Raw genomic sequence first — 18227 nt, 5'->3', positions numbered from 1 at the left:
GGCCCGCGCCAGCGGGCTGCTGACAAAAAAAGGCCGGAGCCCGCACGGGTTCCGGCCTTTTGTCCGTCAAAAGCGGTTCACGTTTACAATGCTGAACCGAATTTTTCGCAGTCAATATGCCGAACCCCATCGTTTTCCATTCGAGCAAGGCTTTCCCAGGCAAGATCGCCACTATCGTCCTCTTCGTCTTGAGCTTCCTCTGCGCCAGCGCGAGCGCGCAGCCGCAGCCGGTGCGCGTCGGCCTCGATGCCGAATTCGGGCTGGACAACAGCACCTCGGCCCAGGCCGTCGAGCTGGGCATGCGCACCGCCATCGCCGAGATCAACCGCGCCGGCGGCGTATTGAAAGGCAGGCCGATCGAGCTGGTCACCAAGGATCACCGCTCGATCCCGGCGCGCGGCATCCGCAATATCGAGGAATTCGCCCGCATGCCCGACCTGGTCGCCGTGTTCGGCGGCCGCTTCAGTCCCGTCATCATCGAAGAATTGCCGACCCTGAAAGCGACCAAGACCCTGTTCATGGCGACATGGTCCTCGGCCGACGGAATCATCGACAACGGCATGAAGCCGAATTACGTGTACCGCCTGTCGCTGCGCGACAGCCTGGCCATGCCCAAGCTGCTGCAGACGGCCCACAAGCGCGGCTTGCGCAAGGTCGGACTGCTGCTGACCAATACCTCCTGGGGACGGAGCAACCTGGCTGCGGCCGAGAAGTTTGCCGAAGCAAACAAGGACATCAAGATCGTGCAGACCGCTTGGTACAACTGGCGCGACCAGACCCTGGTGGCCAAGTACAACGCCCTGCGCAGCGCCGGCGCCCAGGTGGTCGTGCTGGTCGCCAACGACGACGAGGCGGCCGTGCTGGTGCGCGAAGTGGCCGCGCTGCCCAAGGCCGAGCGCATGCCGATCCTGAGCCACTGGGGCGTCACCGGGGGCGAATTCGTGCGGCAGGCCGGGCCTGCCCTGAACCTCGTGGACTTTTCCGTTATCCAGACCTTCTCCTTCTTCAAGGCCGACCCGAAGCAGCTCGAGCGCTTCATGCGCAACGCCGCCACCGTCTCGAAGGTGCGCAGGATCGAGGACATCCAGGGGCCGGTGGGCGTGGCCCACGCCTACGACCTGATGCACATCCTGGCCAAGGCGATCGACCAGGCCGGAAGCACCGACAGGAAGGCCGTGCGCGATGCCCTGGAAAAGCTGCGCCCCTATCGCGGCCTGGTGAAGAACTACGCCCCGGCTTTCACCCCGACCCGCCATGAGGCGCTGAGCGCGCGCGAACTCCTGATCGCGCGCTACCGTGCGGACGGCGTGATCGTGCCGACCGACGACTGATGATGGCGCTGTGGTCGACGTCCCGCACTGCGAGCCTGACGCAGCGTTTTGCCTTCGCCTCCGCGATCCTGGCCGGCGTGGCCGTGCTGATGGTGGCGGCAGCCTCGTTCTGGCTGGTCAATCGCCAGCATGATGCCGCGGTCGCGCTGCTGCAGCAGCGCGAAGCGGCGTTCAACGCCAGAAGCGTCGGCAATACCATCAGGACCCTGGTCACGCGCATGGGCGAAGTGGCGGACAGCCCGATCCTGGCGACCGGCCTGGTCGACAGCGCGGGCAAGGAAACCTACCTGGCGCCCTTCCTCGGCGGCCTGCGCCAGATCGCGGGCATCCCGGTCCAGGTCATGTTCACCGATTTCGAGGGCAAGATGGTGGCCGGCAATGGCCTCGAGCGCTTCGACCAGGAGCAGCTGGCCTGGCTGCGCGACCGCATCGACCGCGGCGTGGACCAGGCGGCCATCTTCGTGCAGCCGCAAGGCGCGGAGCTGGTCGGCGTCAGCCTGCTGCGCTACTCGCGCACCAATACCCCCGAGGGGGCCCTGGTCTACAAGGTCCGGATGCAGGACCTGCACCCGAACCCGTCGTCGACCTTGACCTGGAAGGGCCAGGCCGCGGCGGCGCCGGCGGAGCATATCCTGGAGGTACCGGTGGCGGTGCCAGCCCAGCTTGCGCACCTGGGCCTGAAGCTGCGCGTGGACGCCTCCGGGCTCGACGACATCCTGGAGGAGTCCTGGTCCCAGTACGGCCTGATCGGCTCAATCGCCGCGCTGATCGCCCTCGGGGTGTTCCTGCTTGGCTCGCGCCTGTCCCTCGGCCTGACCCAGGACCTGCGCAAGCTCGAGCGCTTCGCCGGCAGGTTCGGCGAAGAAGGCATCACCGAGCACCGCGCCGAACTGGCCGGCAGCAGCGAAACGGTCACCCTGGCGCGCTCGATCAACCAGATGCTCGACCGCCTCCACGAACAGCAGGAGCACCTGCAGCAGGAGCACCGGCGCAAGGACGAGTTCCTGGCGATGCTGGCGCACGAACTGCGCAATCCGCTCGCGCCGATCAGCAGCGCCGCCCAGCTCCTGCGCATGCTGTTCGCGGGCGAGCCCCGGGTCAGGCAGGCGAGCGAAGTCATCTCCCGCCAGGTGACGCACATGACCCACCTGGTCGACGACCTGCTGGACGTGTCGCGCGTCACGCGCGGCCTGGCCACGATCGACAAGGCCGTGGTGGAGCTCGGCGACGTGCTGCGCGAAGCGGTCGAGCAGGTCACACCGGTGATCAACGCCCGCGGGCACCGCCTGACGCTGGACGGTTCACCCGACCCGCTGCTGGTCAGCGGCGACCGCACCCGCCTGATCCAGGTCGCGGCCAACCTGCTCAGCAACGCCGCCAAATACACGCCCGAGGGCGGCCAGCTGCGCGTCGCGCTGCGCCGGCACGAGGGGAGCGCGGTCCTCGAGGTGCAGGACAACGGGATCGGCATCGGGCCGGAGCTGTTGCCGGTCGTGTTCGACCTGTTCACCCAGGGGCAGCGCACGCCTGACCGTGCGCAGGGCGGGCTTGGCCTCGGCCTGGCGCTGGTGAAGAAGCTGGTCGAGCTGCACGGCGGCGCGGTCGAAGCCCGCAGCGACGGCGCCGACCAGGGCAGCACCTTCATCGTTCGCCTGCCGCTGCTGCCGGCCGCTCAAGGCACCGCCAGCGCGACCGCCACCGCGATTGCGGCAGGCTCGGCCACCGCGCAGTCCCGCCGCATCCTGGTCGTGGACGACAACGTCGACGCCGCCAACACCCTGGCCCTGCTGCTCCAGAGCGCCGGGCACGTGCTCACGACCGAGCATTCGGCACAGGCCGGGCTGGCGGCGGCCGGGCGCGAGGACTTCGACGTCATCCTGCTCGATATCGGCTTGCCGGACATGAGCGGGCACGAGCTTGCCCAGGCCCTGCAGCGGCAAGCGCGCAGCGCGGGCGCCCTGCTGGTCGCCGTCAGCGGCTACGGCCAGGAACAGGATCGCCGCATGTCGCTGCAGGCCGGCTTCGCTGCCCACCTGGTCAAGCCCGTCGTGGCGGAAGAACTGCTCGCGACCATCGCAGGCCGGCACGCTTGAGAAGAAATTTATTGAAGTAAGCGTTCTGTTCGTCCACGCACCGAGAGAACAGGCGAGCAGGAGGATGATGGCTTATCGGGAAAGCAGACAGCACGCAGGTCTGCCCCCTCATTCCAAGCGGAGGCCAACATGCTCTATACCATTGCAATCATCCTTCTCGTTCTGTGGGTGCTCGGCATGGTTACTTCGGTAGCCGGCGGACTGGTTCACCTTCTTCTCGTCGCCGCCGCCGTCGTCATCCTGATTCGCCTGTTCACCGGCAGAAAAGTGCTTTGACGCGTGACATCCTGAGATGACGGAGCCGGAATCCCCCGGGATTCCGGCCATCCCTACATCTCGGCCCACATCCTGAGCAGGTTGTGATAGTGCCCCGTGATGCCGACGACGGCCTCGGTCTCGCCATGCGCCGCCCGCAGCTTCTGGATGTTGGTGTCCAGCTCGAACAGCATGGCCCGCTGCCCGTCGTCGCGCACCATGCTCTGGGTCCAGAGGAAGGACGCCACCCGTTCCCCGCGCGTCACCGGCAGCACCTGGTGCACGCTCCCTGACGGATACACGATGGCGTCGCCCGCCGGCAGCTTCACTTCATGCGTGCCATAGGCATCGACTACCACCAGCTCGCCGCCCTCGTAATCGTCCGGGTCACTCAAGAAAACAGTGGTCGACACGTCCGCGCGCAGCGGCGGCAAGCCGCCGCGCTGGGGCCGGATCGCCCCGTCCACGTGCAGGCCGTAGTGCTCTCCCCCGCCGTAGGCGTTGAAGTAAGGCGCCAGGATCCGCAAGGGCAGCACGCTTGAAAAGAACAGCGGATTGTTCATGAGCGCCTGGCTCACCGCCTGCCCCAGCTCCACCGCCAAGGGCGATCCTTCCTTGAGCTGGCGGTTGCGCTTGACCTGGGCGCCCTGCGAGCCGACGCTTTCCCGTCCGTCCACCCATTCCGGCGCCCCCTCCATGCGGGCACGGATCGCAGCGACCTGCTCGCGCGTGAGTACGCCCGGGATGTGCAGCATCATGATGTGAGTCCTCGTCAAAGAAAAAAGCCCTCCCGATCATATCAGGAGGGCAAAGTCCGGTTGCCCGGCGGGGGTGGTGTTGCCCGGTATCAGAACTTGAGGTTGGCCGTCAGGGTGGCCGAGCGGCCCGGGCCCACGCCGGCGTAGTGCGGCGACGAGACGCGGTCGAAGTACAGCTTGTCCGTCAGGTTCTGGATGTTCAGCTGGAAGGACACGTTCGGGTTCAGCACGTAGGTCGCCATCGCGTCGAAGCGGGTATAGCTCGGCGAATACTTGGTGTTGTTCACGTTGGCGAACTGGCGGTCCACGAAGTTGGCGCCGCCGCCGATCGTCAGGGCGCGGCTCACCGCATAGGTGGTCCACAGCGAGGCGCTGTGCTTCGGCGTGGTCGGGAAGGCGTTGCCGTTGAAGGGCGACGGGGTCCAGACCGGGTTCGCGGTCGTGCCGGTGTTGGCGAAGCCGTTGTCGGCGACGATGCCGTCCAGCCAGGTGTAGCCGCCGAACACGGTCCAGGCGTTCGTGATGCGGCCCGACAGGCCGAACTCGACGCCCTTCATCTCCTTGCGGCCCACGTTCTGGCTGGTGCCGTCCGGTGCGGTGACGCGGGCATTGTCCATGTCGTTCTTGAACACCGCGGCGCTCACCGACAGGCGGCCGCCCGGCAGCACTTCCCACTTGGTGCCCAGCTCGATGCTGCGGCTGGTCTGCGGCTGCAGGTTCTGGACCGCCACGCTCAGGGCATCGAGGCCGTCGCCGCCGTCATTGCCCGGCGGGGTGGCCGAGGTCGCCCACGACAGGTAGATGCTGCCGTTCGCCTTCGGCTTGTACACCAGGCCGGCCTGGTAGGTATCGAAGCTCGATTCGACGCGGGCACGGGTGGCCGCGCCGCCCGCGGTGGCCGGCGAGGTGTAGAGGGAGCTCGAGAAGTCGTCCCAGCGCGCGCCCAGGTTCAGCAGCCACTGCGGGCTGAACTCGATGGTGTCGAAGCCGTACACGGCGCGGGTGCGGGTCACGACGTCGGTCCTGGCCGCCGACACGCTGCGGGTGTACAGCCACGGGTCGTACGGGTTCGGGTTGACCAGGGTGGTGCAGTTGTACAGGGTGGCGGCGCCCGCGGTCGGGCAGGTCGAGGTATTGGTCAGCGGGTTGTTGGTGCCCGGAGTGAACACATAGGTGCCGCGGTCGGTGTTCTCGCGCGAGAACTCGACGCCGACGTTGAAGCTGTGCTTGACGCCGGCGGTCTGGAGGCTGCCGGTCAGGCTGGTCGCGTTGGCCAGGGTCCGGGTGTCGACCAGGCGGGTGTTGGCGCGGCGCCAGACGGTGCCGTAGCGGACGGTGTTGCCCTTCGAGTCGTCCGGCTGGGTGTAGACGTAGTCCTGGCCGGTCCTGCCCCAGCGGGTGACGTTGCGGATCGCCAGGTTCGGGCTGAATTCGTGGCGCAGGTCGACGGTGGCGACGTCGGTCTCGGTGTCGCGGAAATCGCGGTTCTTGAGGCCGTAGAAGGCTTCGCGGTCCACCGTGAACGGGGTGCCGCCGCCGTTCTTGGCGACGTCCGGGCCGCTGCTGACCGGGTTGTCGAACGGGATGCCGGTATCCGGGATCTCGCTGCTCTGCATGTGGTAGTAGCTCAGAATCGCGCGGGTCGGGCCGTTCAGGCCGAAGGTGACGGTGGGCGCGATGCCCCAGCGCTCGCCGCCTACGACGTCGCGGCCGGCGACGTCGTTATTGTGGACCATGGCGTTCAGGCGGAAGCCCGTGTTCTCGCCGATGACGCGGTTGATGTCGGCGGTGGCGCGGCCGTACTTGTCGCTGCCCAGACCCACGGTGGCGTTGCTGAAGTTGCTGTCCTTGGCGGTCTTGGTGACGATGTTGATGCCGCCGCCGGCCGAGGAACGGCCGCCCAGCGCCGAGTTCGGGCCCTTGACCACTTCGACCTGCTCGATCGCGAAGATCTCGCGCGACTGCGAGCCGGAATCGCGCACGCCGTCGATGTAGGTATCGGTCTGGGCGTTGTAGCCGCGGATGAACAGGTTGTCGCCCACCGGGTTGCCGCCTTCGGAAGCGCCGATGGTGATGCCCGGGACGGTGCGCAGCGCGTCGGTGAGCGACACGGCGCCGGTCTGCGAAATGGTTTCCGAGGTTACGACGGTGACGGACTTCGGGGTGTCGAGCAGCGGCGCGGTGAACTTGTCCGAGCTCGATTTTGCCGGGCCCTGCACGGCGCGGTCGTGGCCGCCGGTTACCAGGACCTTCGGCAGGGTGGCGTCCGCCGCCAGTTCCGGGGCAGCCTCCGGGCTGGCGTGCACGGCCAGCGGCATGGCCAGCGTGGCGAGCACGGCGAGTGCCGGAGCCGACATGACGGGAGCGGAAGGACGGGAGTGTTTCTTGCTCTTGATGAAGGTGTTGCTTGCCTGCGGAGTGATCGTGGTCATGTTATTTTTGGTCAAGGAAGGCACCAGGCCTTAAAGCAAACGTTAATGAGAACGATTCGCATTATCCTTTCCATTTGAGATTTTTGCAAGCAGCGCGTTTCCTTTCCCCGACAGGCCTTGTGTTCATGGCATGTGGCCGAATCAACTACAATACCGGAGATATGGGTTTATCATGACCTTGACCATTATTTGAAAAGAGAGACCCCTAGCGCCATGCGTCGTCCTTCCAAAGATTCAACCCCCAAACTCTCCGCCGAAAGCCAGCGTCTCGTCAGCATTGCGCAAGCCATCATGCAGGCCGCCAGCCGCGTTGAAGAACGGACCTGGGAGCACCAACTGGACACGCAACTGCAGAAGCTGCTCAAGACCAACCACCAGGACAGCATCGATGCCGCGCTGAACGCCCTGTTCAAGGACGATCTCGCCTCCTACGACGTGCTGATGGATGCGGTCGAGGCCGTGAGCGAATCGGCCAGCATGGTCGAGCAGCAGGACGGCGGCGACGTCACCTGGCAGGCCCTGCTGGTGGCCGCGCCGGTGCTCGCCTGGACCCGCTTCAACATCGCTTCGGGCAATATCCCGGCCGAGATGCTGAGCACGCTGCAGGCGCACTTCTCGGCCCACCTGCTGGCCGAAGGCACCCGCATCGCGATGGCGCCCACGCTGTACTCGATCGACCAGCTGCCGCGTACCCATGCCGAAACCTATGCGCTGACGCACAAGCTGGCGGCCGCGGCGCACAAGGGCGGCACGGTCAAGCCGGCCGCGCGCGTGGAAGAAACCGCGCCCTTCCTGGCCGACACCCGCTACCTGCTGGTGGCGATCGTCGCACCGCAGGGCGCGCCGATGTTCCGCTGGCAGGAGCCGCAGCACCACATCGGTTTCGCCGAGGAGCGCAACCGGGCGCTGGAACAATGGCGCGCCCAGGGCACGGCCAACATCGCGCGCCTGCTGCCGGGCTGCGGCGTCGAGCTGCTGCTGCCGGAAGCCTATTACGTGGCCTGCCGCGAGGCCGACAAGCTGATCCGCCCGATCTCGATCCGCGCCGCCGTCCACTACCTGACCCATACGCTGGGCGTGGAGCCTTCGGACCTGCGCGCCGTGGTCGCCGGCTTCGGCGAGGAGTCGGCCGACATCCAGATCGACGAATACCGCGTCTCCTTCACCATGCGCCAGGATAGCGACGTCATGTACGGCATCGTCTGGCCGCTGTACGGCCAGGAGGACGAGAACGGCACCCCGATGGAAGGCCCGTTCGCCACCGGCCCTGCCCCGCTGACCCCGATCAACGAGATCGTGGCCCACCTGAACGAGGCCGGCATCGCCCACATCAAGCGCATCAACGAGCGCTACCCCGCCGAATACTGCGACGACTGCGGCGGCCCGCTGTTCGCCGACCCGACGGGCGAGCTGGTGCATGCCGAGATGCCGGAAGATACGCCGCCGGGGAGCGAGCACTTCCACTAAGCCCGGTGTGAGGTTTCTTGTAGGGTGGGCGGGTCTTCCCGCCCACGCGTTCAAATCACGGTGACTCTGCCTGCGCGGCTATTCCTGCCCTAACTATCACCGCGTGGGCGGGAAACCCGCCCACCCTACGTCTCAGCATCCTGCTGAACAATAACCATACGGAGACTTCCTCAATGCCGCGCCCTGCCGTCCGCCTCGCCCTCGCCACCCTCGCCCTCTGCACCGCCAGCCTCGCCCTCGCCGCCCCGGTGAAATCCCCGCAGCAAGCGCGCAGCACCAGCATCAAGTCCAAGTTCAACTACCTCAGCTTCCTGCCGAAGTCGTATTCGAGCAAAGGCGACAAAGTCCCGCTGATCGTCTTCCTGCACGGTTCCGGCGAGCGCGGCACCGACCTGAACAAGGTAAAGGCCTGGGGCCCGCCGGCCATCGTCGAGAAGGACCCGGACTTCCCGTTCATGGTCGTCTCGCCGCAGGTGGCGGAAGGCGAATGGTGGGATTCCTACCGTCTGAAGTCGATGCTCGACGACGTCCTCAAGCGCTACAACGTCGACCCCAAGCGGGTCTACCTGACCGGCATCAGCATGGGCGGCTACGGCGCCTGGGATTTTGCCTCGCGCTATCCGGACTACTTCGCCGCGGTCGCCCCGATCTGCGGTGGCGGCATACCGCGCCTGGCCGGACGGCTGAAGGACATTCCGGTCTGGGCCTTCCATGGGCTGAAGGACGACGCGGTGCCGGAGCAGGAATCGGCGCGCATGGTGGAGGCGCTCAAAGCCCAGGGCGGCAACGTGAAGTACACGGTGCTGCCGGAAGCCGGCCACATCGAGGCATGGGTACATGCCTACGGCGAGGCCGGGCTGTTCGAGTGGTTCGCGCAGCAGCGCCGGCCGTGATGGCGGCAAGGCCGGCCGGCCTGCGGGAGCAGGCCGGCGAAGGGATCAGCGCGGCAGGCTGGCGATGACCTTGCTGGCGAAGTCGGCCGGGTTGCCGGCGTGCCAGCGCCACACGATCACCAGGTCGTGGTCGGGCGACACGACGATGGTATTGCTGCCCGCGCCCAGTGCGGCATAGGCATTCGCCGGCAGACCCGGCAGGTTCTTGCCCTTGGTGTTCAGCCACCACAGGTAGCCGTAATCCGGACCATGCGCGCTTGGCGTCAGCGCTTCCTTCACGTAGGACGCCGGCAGCACCTGCTTGCCCTGCCACTCGCCGCCGCGCAGCCACAGGTAGCCGAAGCGCGCCATGTCCCAGGAATTGATCCACATGCCGCCGCCCCAGCGCGTACCGCCGCTGACGGACGCTAGCTGCTTGCCGTTCAGTTCGACATAGCTGTTATGGTAGGGCACCCACTTCCAGCTGTTCGAGGCGCCGATCGGGTCCATCACCTGTTGCTTGAACACCTGCGGCACCGACCCGTCGAATACGCGCAGCAGCGACAAGGCGAAGCGGTTGATGCGCACGTCGTTGTACTCGTAGAAGCTGCCCGGGGCCTGCAGGGCGCGCGGCTTGCGCTCGCCGGCGCCGAAGGCATCCTTGCCGACGAAGTCGGCGTTCTTGCCCCACAGGCTGCCCTCCCACTCGGTTTCCTGCTGCAGGTGCTGCTTCCAGGTGACTTGCGCATTGCGGCTCGAGGCATAGCCGCCGTCGAGCACGCGCTTGCCCACGGGCTCGTCGACCGCGATGCGTCCGTCGCGCACGGCGACGCCGGCAACCGTTGCCAGCATGCTCTTGGCTACCGAATAGGTCGGGTCCACAAAATTGGTGTCGCCGAACTCGGCCACCACATAGCCCTTGTAGATCACCAGCCCGTTGGTGCGGGCGCGCTCGGTCGGCATCGAGCCCAGGCGCGTCCCGAAGGTGGCTTCCTGGTCCGAGAAATCCACCGCGCGGGTGGTCTCGCGCGTTTGCGCGAACTGCACCGCGGCGGCCAGGGCCTTGGCGTCGATGCCGAGCTCGGCGGGCGACTTGCGGGCCCACTCGCCGGCGGGCGGGAAATAGCTTGCGCTTGCAGAGCTTGTTGCGGTTGCGGCGCAAGCGGCGAGCGCCGGCAGCAGCGCGGCGAGGCCCAAGGCGAGCACGCCGCGACGTGAAACACGAATCATGGATGAGTCCACTGTGAATATGGAAAACGGATCAGGCTGGAGTTGTAGTAGCGCTTGTCGCCGCTGACCTCCTGGCCGATCCAGTCGGGCCTGGCGAACACGGTGTCCTCGGAGGGCAGCTCGATCTCGGCCACCACCAGGCCGGCGTTCTCGCCCAGGAATTCGTCGACTTCCCAGGTGAAGCCGGCGTGCTCGATGCGGCGCCGGTATTTTTCGACCAGCGGGCGTTCGCACAGGGTGTCGAGCAGCTCCTGCGCCTCGGGCAGAGGAATCGGATACTCCCACTCGCCGCGGCGCACGCCGCTGCCCTTGCTCTTGATGGTGAGCCTGCCTTCCTCGCCCTCGATGCGCACGCGCACCGTGCGCTCCGGGTCGGAGCACAGGTAGCCCTGGCGCAGCAGCACGGGCTCCCCGAGCTGGCGCCAGGCGTCGCCGCTGGGCAGGAACTTGCGTTCGATTTCGACGCCCATGGCCTGCCTTCAGTCCAGCGTCTGCAGGATCGGCGTCAGGATCGCCGCGCCCAGCGCCGCGCTGCGCGCGCCGTTCCAGCCGGTGTGCGGGTCGGGCAGGTTGGCGTTGTCCTTGAAAGGCATTTCCAGGGTCAGCGACAGGCACTTGAAGGTGTGGCCGATGTACTTCGAGGCCAGGGTCAGCAGTTCTTCGTTGTACTTGCTGGCCGCATAGCCGTAGACGTTCTGGAAGTCCGGGCTGGCCGCCATGTAGCGCTGGATGAAGGCGTTCTGCTCGTCCAGGCGCTCCGGGGTGAAGTCGGCCAGCATTTCGCTGCCCGCCACGAAGTTGTACGGCAGCGCTTCGTCGCCGTGGATGTCGAAGAACATGTCGACGCCCGTTTCGTGGATCTTGTTCTTCACGCACAGCACTTCCGGGCTGCGCTCCAGCGAAGGCGTCATCCATTCGCGGTTGAGGTTGGCGCCGGCCGCATTGGTGCGCAGGTTGCCGCGCACCGAGCCGTCCGGGTTCATGTTCGGCACGATGTAGAACACGGCGCGGGCAAGCAGCTTGCGCGACACAGGGTTGGCGTTGTCCAGCAGCGCATCCATCATGCCTTCCACGAACCACTCGGCCATGGTCTCGCCCGGATGCTGGCGCGCGATCACCCAGATCTTCTTTTCCGCCTGCGGGTTGCCGATCACGACCAGGTTCATGTCGCGGCCGTCGATCGTGGTGCCGATGTCGTGCACGCGCGCGATCGGGTTCTCCGCCACTTCGCCCAGCAGGCGCAGGTGGCGCTCCCAGGTGTAGGGCTCGAAGTAGGCGTAGTAGATGCTGTCGAGTTCCGGCGTGTGGTTGATCGTCATCACCTGGCCGTCGAAACTGGTCGGCACGCGGAACCAGTTCTCGGTGTCGTAGCTGGCGGCGACCTGGTAGTCCTCGAAGCCCTTCGGGTAGGTGGCCTGGCCGGCGTTCAGGAAGCGGATCGCGCAGGCCTGGCCGCGCGCGCCCTGCAGGCGGAAGTGGAACCACTGGTGGATGTCGGCGTGCGAATCCGCGCGCAGGTTCAGGTCGATTGCCTTGGGGCCGTCGGCGCGCACGACCTCGATGGCGCCGGAGTCGAAGGCCTGGCTGATTTTGATGGGCATGGCGAATCCTCTTTGTCCGTTCAAAGAAGCGCATCATACTGCAGGGATGCGTGCAGCGATGCGCCACGTGAGGCGAGCGGACGAGGCCCGGCGCTGCCGTGCCCTGCCCGGCTGCGCCGGTGGTCTACCGTAGCGCGATTACTGCGCGTCGAGGTCGATCAGGTCCTTGCTGTACATCAGCATGATCTGGCGCATCAGTTCGACGTTGCTGCGGTCCAGCACCACGGTCAGGTCTTCCTTGGCGTTCGACGCGAAGTTCATGCGCAGCGTGCCGGGCAATTCCTTGCACTGCACGAACTCGGCGCGCGGGGTGTAGGGATGGTCCCAGTCCTGCTGGCTCACCGGTGCGCAGGGCGGCGGCGGCACCAGGTTCGGGTCACGATTGACCGGCAGGTGCTTGAGCAGCCAGAACACGATGGTTGCCGGCACATAGAGCTGGACGTCGCTGGCGCCCTTGCAGGCAAACTTGACCAGCAACAGGTTGCCGACGCGATCGCAGGACATGGCCATGCTCTTGACTTGACGAATTACCGCAGGTTTCACGACGATATTCCTAGGGAAAAGGTTGAAAAAGGCGCAGCGATTCTACCGCATCCCATTGCCGTGTCACAAACAAAACGGGGAGCTCGCGCTCCCCGTATCCGTTCTGCCACTGGCTCCCGACTTGCGGGAGCCGCGACATCACTCTTTCGACCCGCGGCCGCCGCCTTGCGAGTTGCGGCCGCCTTTTGCGGACGCTGCACGCGACGGGCCACCCGAGCCGGCATTGGCCGACTGACGGTTGCCGTGGCTCATGCTACCGGCACGGCGGGCTTCTTCCGAGGTGAACTCGTGGGCCGTACCCTTGGCGTGGGCGGCCTTGCCGCCCTGGCTGGCGATTTCGCGCTGGCGGGCCGGATCCATCGAAGCGAAACCGCGGTTGCGGGTGCCGCTGCTCTGGCTGTTGCCGCCCTGATTGCTGCCTTGCTTGTTACCTTGATTGCTTGAGGCCATGATGATCTTCTCCCTTGTACGCTTTATGAACCGCCGCGTCCTGCGGCAGGCTGTTGCCGGGCAAACTCGAAGCCCGATGAGTGACCGGCGAAATCATCTTAGGTAGCACTGATGAATGCTGGTATAGGACGCTTTCAGATGACTTTGTAGGAATTCACGCGACAGAAAATGCATTAATGAAAATGTACTTCCAGTAGTCAACAAGCCCTTCAGTATCCGTCCTACACAGGCCCCCTACCCCTTCCTATACTGTATTGGCATGAACGGGCGCATCATGGCACTACAAGACGGCGTGCGTGCGCCGCACCGACACAGCGAAAGGAGTCGATATGGACGCGAACCAGCGTAGCGAGGTCAACAACCAGACCAATAACGGCGCGAACGAAAAATGGACACCCGGCGCCAAGGGCAATACCACCGACGGCCCCTTGGACCATACCTATCCGCAGGGTCTGGGCCAGCAGGGGACCATCCGCGGCGAGAACGAAATGCATCCTGACCAGGACCCATCGCACATGGACCGGCAGGAAGTGGCCGCCGAAGACGGCGGCCGCGCCGACTACGAGACCACCCTGCCCGGTGCCGTCCCGGACGACCTGCCGGGCGGCTCGATGCAGAGCCAGCAGACCGGCGGCTCGGGCCCGCAGCAAGGCATCACCGACAGCCACCAGCGTCAAATGGAACAGCGATCTGGCGCCTGGGGCCTGCTGGAGCAGCCGGTCGGCCACCGCGACAAGCATTCCGGCACCGACCTGCGCGCCCACCCGGCCAACCAGCAGGGCCACAGCCAGGATGTGCATGCGATGAATCCCCACGATCCGGCCCAGCCGGAATTGCAGGGCGGCTCACTCGGACGCCACCACGGCGTCGCGCCCGGCACCTACCAGTCCCAGGGCACGACCGCCGAAGTCGGCTACGGCAACCGGCAAAGCGCGGCCGGCAATGGCGAAGGCACCGGCATGGCGGTCGGGCCGCATCCCGTGAACCAGCAAAGGAGCAAGGAATGAACCAGCAAAACGAGCAGAACCGGCAATCGAGCACCGACCGCAACGGTTCGCAGACCGGGCCCGCGGGTAGCGAAGGCAAGGCCGAGCTGCACAAGTCGAACGACGTGAGCGGCGGCCTGCCGCGCAGCCCCGGCAACAGCGGCCCGCGCACCGAGGACGAGAGCTGGAAGCCGGGCCAGAGCGTGAAGGCGGAAAAGAACCCGGTGCACGAGTCGAACGACGTCGCCGGCGGGCTGCCCAAGAGCCCGGCCGGTGCGAACCGCCTGGCGGGCGACCGCAAGATGGACGACGACACCGGTTTTTCGCGCCAGTAAGCTGCCATCGGGGGGCGGCCCTGCCGCCCCTTCCCTCCGCTGGCCCCATCCGGGCCGAACATTGATGCACCTCCAAGCCGCAAGATCCTGACGGAACCCGTCCGTTCCCGCTCGACTCCAACCGCACTCGACACGTCTCGTTGTCCGCCGAATTTATTGGGCAGCGGTGACGGTGCACGTGCAACGAGAGTACGCGGAGACGAATCATGACGGAAGACGCAACGCTCGCGGTGTCGGTGGTGGTGCCCGCCTGTGGCCGCATGGACCTGCTCGACCGCTGCCTGGACGCGCTGATGCGCCAGCAGTTCGATCCGCACCAGGTCGAAATCATCGTCGTCGACGATGAGCCCAACCACAATACCCTGCACCTGGTCGCCGGCTGGCGCACCCGCACGCTCGAGCGCGGCCCGCGCCTGTCCTACGTCGCCAACCCGGGGCCGGTCGGGCCGGCATCGAGCCGCAACCGCGGCTGGCGCGCCGCGCGCGCGCCCATCGTTGCCTTCACCACCGACGACGCGGTGCCGGAACCGGGCTGGCTGGCCGAGGGCCTGGCCGCCTTCCGCGACGACGCCGACGTGGTCTGCGGGCGCATCCAGACCCCGGTCCCGGCCCGTCCCACCGAATACCAGCGCAGTGCCCACGGGCACGAGGCCGCCGACTTCACCAGCGCCAGCTGCTTCTTCCGCAAGACCGCGCTCGAGCGGCTCGACGGCTTCGACGAGCGCTTCAGCGTGCCGCGCGGCAGCGACGCGGACATGTATTTCCGCGTGCTGGAACACGGCGTGACCATCGTGCGCGCGCCGCGCGCCCTGGTGGTCCACCCGGTCCGTCCGGCGCCCTGGGGTGCGAGCCTGCTGCAGATCCGCCATGCGGTGTTCGACGCCCTGCTCTACAAGAAGCATCCGGCCCTGTACCGCCAGAAAGTCGAGGCGCGACCGCGCTGGGACCACTACGCGATCGTCGGCGTGCTGCTGCTCGCCGTGGCCGGGCTGCTGGCCGGCCTGCCGCTGCTGGCCGGCCTGGCCTTCGCGGGGTGGCTGCTGCTCACCGGCCGCCTGTGCGCGCACCGGCTGCGCGGCGTCGCGCACACGCCGGCGCACGTGGCCGACATCGTCATCACCTCGGCGCTGCTGCCGCCGCTGGCCGTGTTCTGGCGCCTGGCCGGCGCGGTGCGCTATCGCGTCCGTTTCGCCTGAGGCCGCCATGCGCAGACTGAAGGTCCTCACCTGGCACACCCATGGCAGCTACCTGCACTACCTGTCGCACGCGCCGCACGATTTCTACGTCCTGTCCAAGCCGGGCTGTCCACCCGGCTATGGCGGCCGTTGCGGCAGCATGCCCTGGCGCGACAACGTGCACGACCTCCCGGTCGAGCACGCGCGCCACCACGAATTCGACTGCATCCTGTTCCAGGACGACTACCAGTGGGAGAAAGACCAGTACGAGTACCTGGCGCCGGCACAGCGGGCGCTGCCGCGCATCTACCTCGAACACGATCCGCCGCTGGCCCATCCCACCAACACACGCCATCCGGTCGACGATCCGGGCGTGCTGCTGGTGCACGTCACCCCGTTCAACGCCCTGATGTGGGACAGCGGGCGCACGCCCGTGCGCGTGATCGAGCATGGCGTGCCGGCGCCGCACGAGCTGCACTACAGCGGCGAGCTGGCGCGCGGCCTGGTGGTCACCAACCACCTGGCACGGCGCGGCCGGCGCATGGGGCCCGACCTGTTCCTGCAGGCGCGCCGAACGGTGCCGCTCGACCTGGTCGGCATGGCCGCGCAGGAACTCGGCGGGCTCGGTGAAATCGAGCACGCCCAACTGCCGGCCTTCATGGCGCGCTACCGCTTCCTGTTCAGCCCGATCCGCTATTCGAGCCTTGGCCTGGGCGTCATCGAGGCCATGATGGCCGGGCTCCCGGTAGTCACCTTCGCCACCGCCGAAATGGCCACCGTCATCGAGAACGGCGTGTCCGGCTACACGGCGACCTCGCTGGAACCGCTGCTCGGGCACATGCAGGCCCTGCTCGACGATCCGGGACTGGCCCGCCACCTCGGCGAAGGCGCCCGCCGTACCGCACGCGACCGCTTTTCGATCGGCCGCTTCAGCAGCGACTGGGATGCCGCGCTGCGCTACGTCACCGGCCTGGGCACGACCCGGCAGGAGCATCTATGAAACTCGATGAAGTCCAGGCCGCGGCGAACGTGGCAGCAATGGCAGCGGCACAGGCAGCGGCGGCCGAGGCGGCGGTGCAGGTGGACGGACACCCGCTCCCCCCGCCCTCCCTGGCCGCGGACGGCGCCGGCGCACGCCGCATCGCCATCATCAGCGACCACGCCTCGCCGCTGGCCGCACCCGGCAGCGTCGACTGCGGCGGTCAGAACGTCTACGTGGCCCAGCTCGCACGCGAACTGGCGCGCGCCGGGCACCAGGTCGACGTGTTCACGCGCCGCGATGCCCTCGAGCAGCGCCAGGTCGTGCACTGGCTGGAAAACATCCGCGTCATCCACGTGCCGGCCGGGCCGCCGCGCCATGTGCCGAAGGAACAGCTGCTACCGCACATCGATGCGTTCTCGCGCTACGTCACGCGCTTCGCGCGGCGCCAGCCGGCCGCCTATGACATCGCGCACGCCAACTTCTTCATGTCGGGCATGGTCGCCCAGCACCTGAAGGCGGCGCTCGGACTGCCCTTCGTCATCACCTTCCATGCGCTGGGCAGGGTCCGGCGCCTGGCGCAGGGCACGGCCGACGCCTTTCCCACCGAGCGCATGCGCATCGAAGCCGCGCTGATGCGCGCGGCCGACCGCATCATCGCCGAATGCCCGCAAGACCGCTACGACATGGAAAGGCTCTACGGCGCACCGCTCTCGCGCATCTCCATCACGCCCTGCGGCTTCGCGCCCGACGAACTGTGGCCGGTGCCGATGCTCGAAGCGCGCGCCCGCCTGGGCCTCGACGAAGGCCGCTTCATCGTGCTCCAGCTTGGCCGCATGGTGCCGCGCAAGGGCGTAGACACCGTCATCCAGGGGGTGGCCATGCTGCGCCACCGCTACGGCGTCGACGCCCAGCTGCTGGTGGTGGGCGGCGACATCAGCGGCCAGGTCGGCGCCAGCAGTGGCGACGGCCTCGAGCTGGCGCGCCTGCGCAGCGTCGCGGCCGACCTCGGCATCGCGACACACGTGCGCTTCACGGGCCAGCAGCCGCGCGCCGTGCTGCGCGACTACTACAGCGCCGCCAACGTCTTCGCCAGCACGCCCTGGTACGAACCCTTCGGCATTACTCCGGTCGAGGCGATGGCCTGCGCCCGTCCCGTGATCGGCGCCGAGGTGGGCGGCATCAAGAGCACCGTCAACGACAGCGTGACCGGCTTCCTGATCCCCTCGCGCGACCCGGCGGCGCTGGCCGACCGGCTGGCGCGCCTGCACCGCCATCCCGAGCTGGCGCGCGCGATGGGCGAGGCCGGGCGCCGCCGCGCCTGCGAACACTACACCTGGCGCCACGTCGCCACCCAGCTGGCCACCATCTACGCCGACGTGCTCGATGCCACCCGGCCCGCGGCCGAAGCTGCAGCCTATCCCAACTAAGTCACCCTGAGGAGCCCATGAGTAACTCGACGCAGCATCCTTCCCTGCAAGGCAAGGTCGTACTGGTGACCGGCGCCGCCAGCGGCCTGGGCGCCGCCCTCGCACGCCGGCTGGCCGCCTCCGGCGCCAGCATCTTCGGCGTCGACCGGCAGGCCGCGCGCCTGGCCGACAACATGGCGCAGCTGCGCGAACTGGGCGTGCAGGCGCACGCCCTGGGCGTCGACATCGCCGACCCCACGGTGGCGCCGCGCGTGGTGGAGCATGCCGTCGACGTGCTGGGCCGCCTCGAC

Annotated in this window: 18 protein-coding genes; 11 read left to right on the top strand and 7 right to left on the bottom strand. The window is 67.3% G+C overall.

Translation table 11 applies throughout. The features are described 5' to 3' along the window. Positions 1–116 precede the first annotated feature (116 nt). From B2R83_RS20135 to B2R83_RS20125, 3 genes are all read left to right on the top strand, one after another. The gene (locus B2R83_RS20135) at positions 117–1331 is read left to right on the top strand and encodes an ABC transporter substrate-binding protein (protein ID WP_292044382.1); all 1215 of its coding nucleotides are present in this window, start codon (positions 117–119) and stop codon (positions 1329–1331) included. After that, positions 1331–3424 (top strand): hybrid sensor histidine kinase/response regulator, encoded by a 2094-nt coding sequence (locus tag B2R83_RS20130; protein WP_292044380.1) that lies wholly within the window; start codon positions 1331–1333, stop codon positions 3422–3424. Before B2R83_RS20135 ends, B2R83_RS20130 begins: the two co-directional genes overlap by 1 nt. Before the next feature lie 129 nt (positions 3425–3553). Beyond that, positions 3554–3700, top strand: coding sequence for a lmo0937 family membrane protein (locus B2R83_RS20125; protein WP_292044377.1), 147 nt, complete (start codon positions 3554–3556; stop codon positions 3698–3700). Positions 3701–3753: 53 nt separating this feature from the next. Here B2R83_RS20125 and B2R83_RS20120 read toward each other — a convergent pair whose 3' ends face one another. Then, positions 3754–4437, bottom strand: a complete 684-nt coding sequence (locus tag B2R83_RS20120) for a Fe2+-dependent dioxygenase (RefSeq protein WP_292044375.1) — start codon at positions 4435–4437, stop codon at positions 3754–3756. A gap of 89 nt (positions 4438–4526) precedes the next feature. Next, positions 4527–6869: a TonB-dependent receptor gene (locus B2R83_RS20115; protein ID WP_292044373.1), complete on the bottom strand. Its 2343-nt coding sequence runs from the start codon at positions 6867–6869 to the stop codon at positions 4527–4529. Between the two features lie 213 nt (positions 6870–7082). On the opposite strand from B2R83_RS20115, the gene B2R83_RS20110 reads away from it, so the two are divergent. Both B2R83_RS20110 and B2R83_RS20105 read left to right on the top strand, forming a co-directional pair. Beyond that, the gene (locus B2R83_RS20110; protein ID WP_209589035.1) at positions 7083–8336 is read left to right on the top strand and encodes a DUF2863 family protein; all 1254 of its coding nucleotides are present in this window, start codon (positions 7083–7085) and stop codon (positions 8334–8336) included. A 173-nt stretch (positions 8337–8509) separates the two neighbouring features. Continuing rightward, a complete protein-coding gene (locus B2R83_RS20105; RefSeq protein WP_292044370.1) occupies positions 8510–9229 on the top strand; it encodes a prolyl oligopeptidase family serine peptidase in 720 nt (239 codons plus the stop codon). Between the two features lie 45 nt (positions 9230–9274). Here B2R83_RS20105 and B2R83_RS20100 read toward each other — a convergent pair whose 3' ends face one another. The 5 genes from B2R83_RS20100 to B2R83_RS20080 all read right to left on the bottom strand — a co-directional run bounded on the left by B2R83_RS20100 (position 9275) and on the right by B2R83_RS20080 (position 13032). Beyond that, positions 9275–10438 carry a serine hydrolase domain-containing protein gene (locus B2R83_RS20100; RefSeq protein WP_292044368.1) on the bottom strand — a complete coding sequence of 388 codons (1164 nt, stop codon included), beginning with the start codon at positions 10436–10438 and terminating at the stop codon, positions 9275–9277. Continuing rightward, on the bottom strand, positions 10435–10908 hold the full coding sequence (locus tag B2R83_RS20095) for a CYTH domain-containing protein (protein WP_292044366.1): 474 nt from the start codon (positions 10906–10908) through the stop codon (positions 10435–10437). The genes B2R83_RS20100 and B2R83_RS20095 overlap by 4 nt, the downstream gene beginning before the upstream one ends. 9 nt (positions 10909–10917) lie before the next feature. Further along, positions 10918–12039, bottom strand: a complete 1122-nt coding sequence (locus tag B2R83_RS20090) for a M14 family metallopeptidase (protein ID WP_209589031.1) — start codon at positions 12037–12039, stop codon at positions 10918–10920. Between the two features lie 138 nt (positions 12040–12177). Then, positions 12178–12543, bottom strand: coding sequence for a hypothetical protein (locus B2R83_RS20085; RefSeq protein ID WP_051996052.1), 366 nt, complete (start codon positions 12541–12543; stop codon positions 12178–12180). Positions 12544–12720: 177 nt separating this feature from the next. Then, positions 12721–13032 (bottom strand): KGG domain-containing protein, encoded by a 312-nt coding sequence (locus B2R83_RS20080; RefSeq protein WP_036206582.1) that lies wholly within the window; start codon positions 13030–13032, stop codon positions 12721–12723. Between the two features lie 329 nt (positions 13033–13361). On the opposite strand from B2R83_RS20080, the gene B2R83_RS20075 reads away from it, so the two are divergent. From B2R83_RS20075 to B2R83_RS20050, 6 genes are all read left to right on the top strand, one after another. Further along, positions 13362–14039: a hypothetical protein gene (locus B2R83_RS20075; RefSeq protein ID WP_292044362.1), complete on the top strand. Its 678-nt coding sequence runs from the start codon at positions 13362–13364 to the stop codon at positions 14037–14039. Further along, entirely contained in the window at positions 14036–14353 is a 318-nt protein-coding gene (locus B2R83_RS20070; protein ID WP_292044360.1) for a hypothetical protein, read from the top strand. Before B2R83_RS20075 ends, B2R83_RS20070 begins: the two co-directional genes overlap by 4 nt. A 206-nt stretch (positions 14354–14559) precedes the next feature. Then, positions 14560–15549 carry a glycosyltransferase family 2 protein gene (locus B2R83_RS20065; RefSeq protein ID WP_292044358.1) on the top strand — a complete coding sequence of 330 codons (990 nt, stop codon included), beginning with the start codon at positions 14560–14562 and terminating at the stop codon, positions 15547–15549. A 7-nt stretch (positions 15550–15556) separates the two neighbouring features. Beyond that, a complete protein-coding gene (locus B2R83_RS20060; RefSeq protein WP_292044356.1) occupies positions 15557–16528 on the top strand; it encodes a glycosyltransferase in 972 nt (323 codons plus the stop codon). Next, complete coding sequence (locus tag B2R83_RS20055; RefSeq protein WP_292044354.1) at positions 16525–17937, top strand: glycosyltransferase; 1413 nt, start codon at positions 16525–16527, stop codon at positions 17935–17937. The genes B2R83_RS20060 and B2R83_RS20055 overlap by 4 nt, the downstream gene beginning before the upstream one ends. Positions 17938–17954: 17 nt before the next feature. After that, a partial coding sequence (locus B2R83_RS20050; protein ID WP_292044351.1) for an SDR family NAD(P)-dependent oxidoreductase occupies positions 17955–18227 on the top strand: 273 nt, incomplete at its 3' end.

The organism is Massilia sp. UBA6681, from assembly GCF_002454935.1.
Lineage (GTDB): Bacteria > Pseudomonadota > Gammaproteobacteria > Burkholderiales > Burkholderiaceae_D > Telluria > Telluria varians.
The sequence above is the reverse complement of the archived record's forward strand: the minus strand, read 5'-3'. Positions and strand labels throughout refer to the sequence as shown.

Excerpts from the sequence above, each read along its gene's own strand:
- B2R83_RS20135 (WP_292044382.1), top strand. The coding sequence starts at position 117 with ATGCCGAACCCCATCGTTTTCCATTCGAGCAAGGCTTTCCCAGGCAAG.
- B2R83_RS20130 (WP_292044380.1), top strand. The coding sequence starts at position 1,331 with ATGATGGCGCTGTGGTCGACGTCCCGCACTGCGAGCCTGACGCAGCGT.
- B2R83_RS20125 (WP_292044377.1), top strand. The coding sequence starts at position 3,554 with ATGCTCTATACCATTGCAATCATCCTTCTCGTTCTGTGGGTGCTCGGC.
- B2R83_RS20120 (WP_292044375.1), bottom strand. The coding sequence starts at position 4,437 with ATGATGCTGCACATCCCGGGCGTACTCACGCGCGAGCAGGTCGCTGCG.
- B2R83_RS20115 (WP_292044373.1), bottom strand. The coding sequence starts at position 6,869 with ATGACCACGATCACTCCGCAGGCAAGCAACACCTTCATCAAGAGCAAG.
- B2R83_RS20110 (WP_209589035.1), top strand. The coding sequence starts at position 7,083 with ATGCGTCGTCCTTCCAAAGATTCAACCCCCAAACTCTCCGCCGAAAGC.
- B2R83_RS20105 (WP_292044370.1), top strand. The coding sequence starts at position 8,510 with ATGCCGCGCCCTGCCGTCCGCCTCGCCCTCGCCACCCTCGCCCTCTGC.
- B2R83_RS20100 (WP_292044368.1), bottom strand. The coding sequence starts at position 10,438 with ATGATTCGTGTTTCACGTCGCGGCGTGCTCGCCTTGGGCCTCGCCGCG.
- B2R83_RS20095 (WP_292044366.1), bottom strand. The coding sequence starts at position 10,908 with ATGGGCGTCGAAATCGAACGCAAGTTCCTGCCCAGCGGCGACGCCTGG.
- B2R83_RS20090 (WP_209589031.1), bottom strand. The coding sequence starts at position 12,039 with ATGCCCATCAAAATCAGCCAGGCCTTCGACTCCGGCGCCATCGAGGTC.
- B2R83_RS20085 (WP_051996052.1), bottom strand. The coding sequence starts at position 12,543 with ATGTCCTGCGATCGCGTCGGCAACCTGTTGCTGGTCAAGTTTGCCTGC.
- B2R83_RS20080 (WP_036206582.1), bottom strand. The coding sequence starts at position 13,032 with ATGGCCTCAAGCAATCAAGGTAACAAGCAAGGCAGCAATCAGGGCGGC.
- B2R83_RS20075 (WP_292044362.1), top strand. The coding sequence starts at position 13,362 with ATGGACGCGAACCAGCGTAGCGAGGTCAACAACCAGACCAATAACGGC.
- B2R83_RS20070 (WP_292044360.1), top strand. The coding sequence starts at position 14,036 with ATGAACCAGCAAAACGAGCAGAACCGGCAATCGAGCACCGACCGCAAC.
- B2R83_RS20065 (WP_292044358.1), top strand. The coding sequence starts at position 14,560 with ATGACGGAAGACGCAACGCTCGCGGTGTCGGTGGTGGTGCCCGCCTGT.
- B2R83_RS20060 (WP_292044356.1), top strand. The coding sequence starts at position 15,557 with ATGCGCAGACTGAAGGTCCTCACCTGGCACACCCATGGCAGCTACCTG.
- B2R83_RS20055 (WP_292044354.1), top strand. The coding sequence starts at position 16,525 with ATGAAACTCGATGAAGTCCAGGCCGCGGCGAACGTGGCAGCAATGGCA.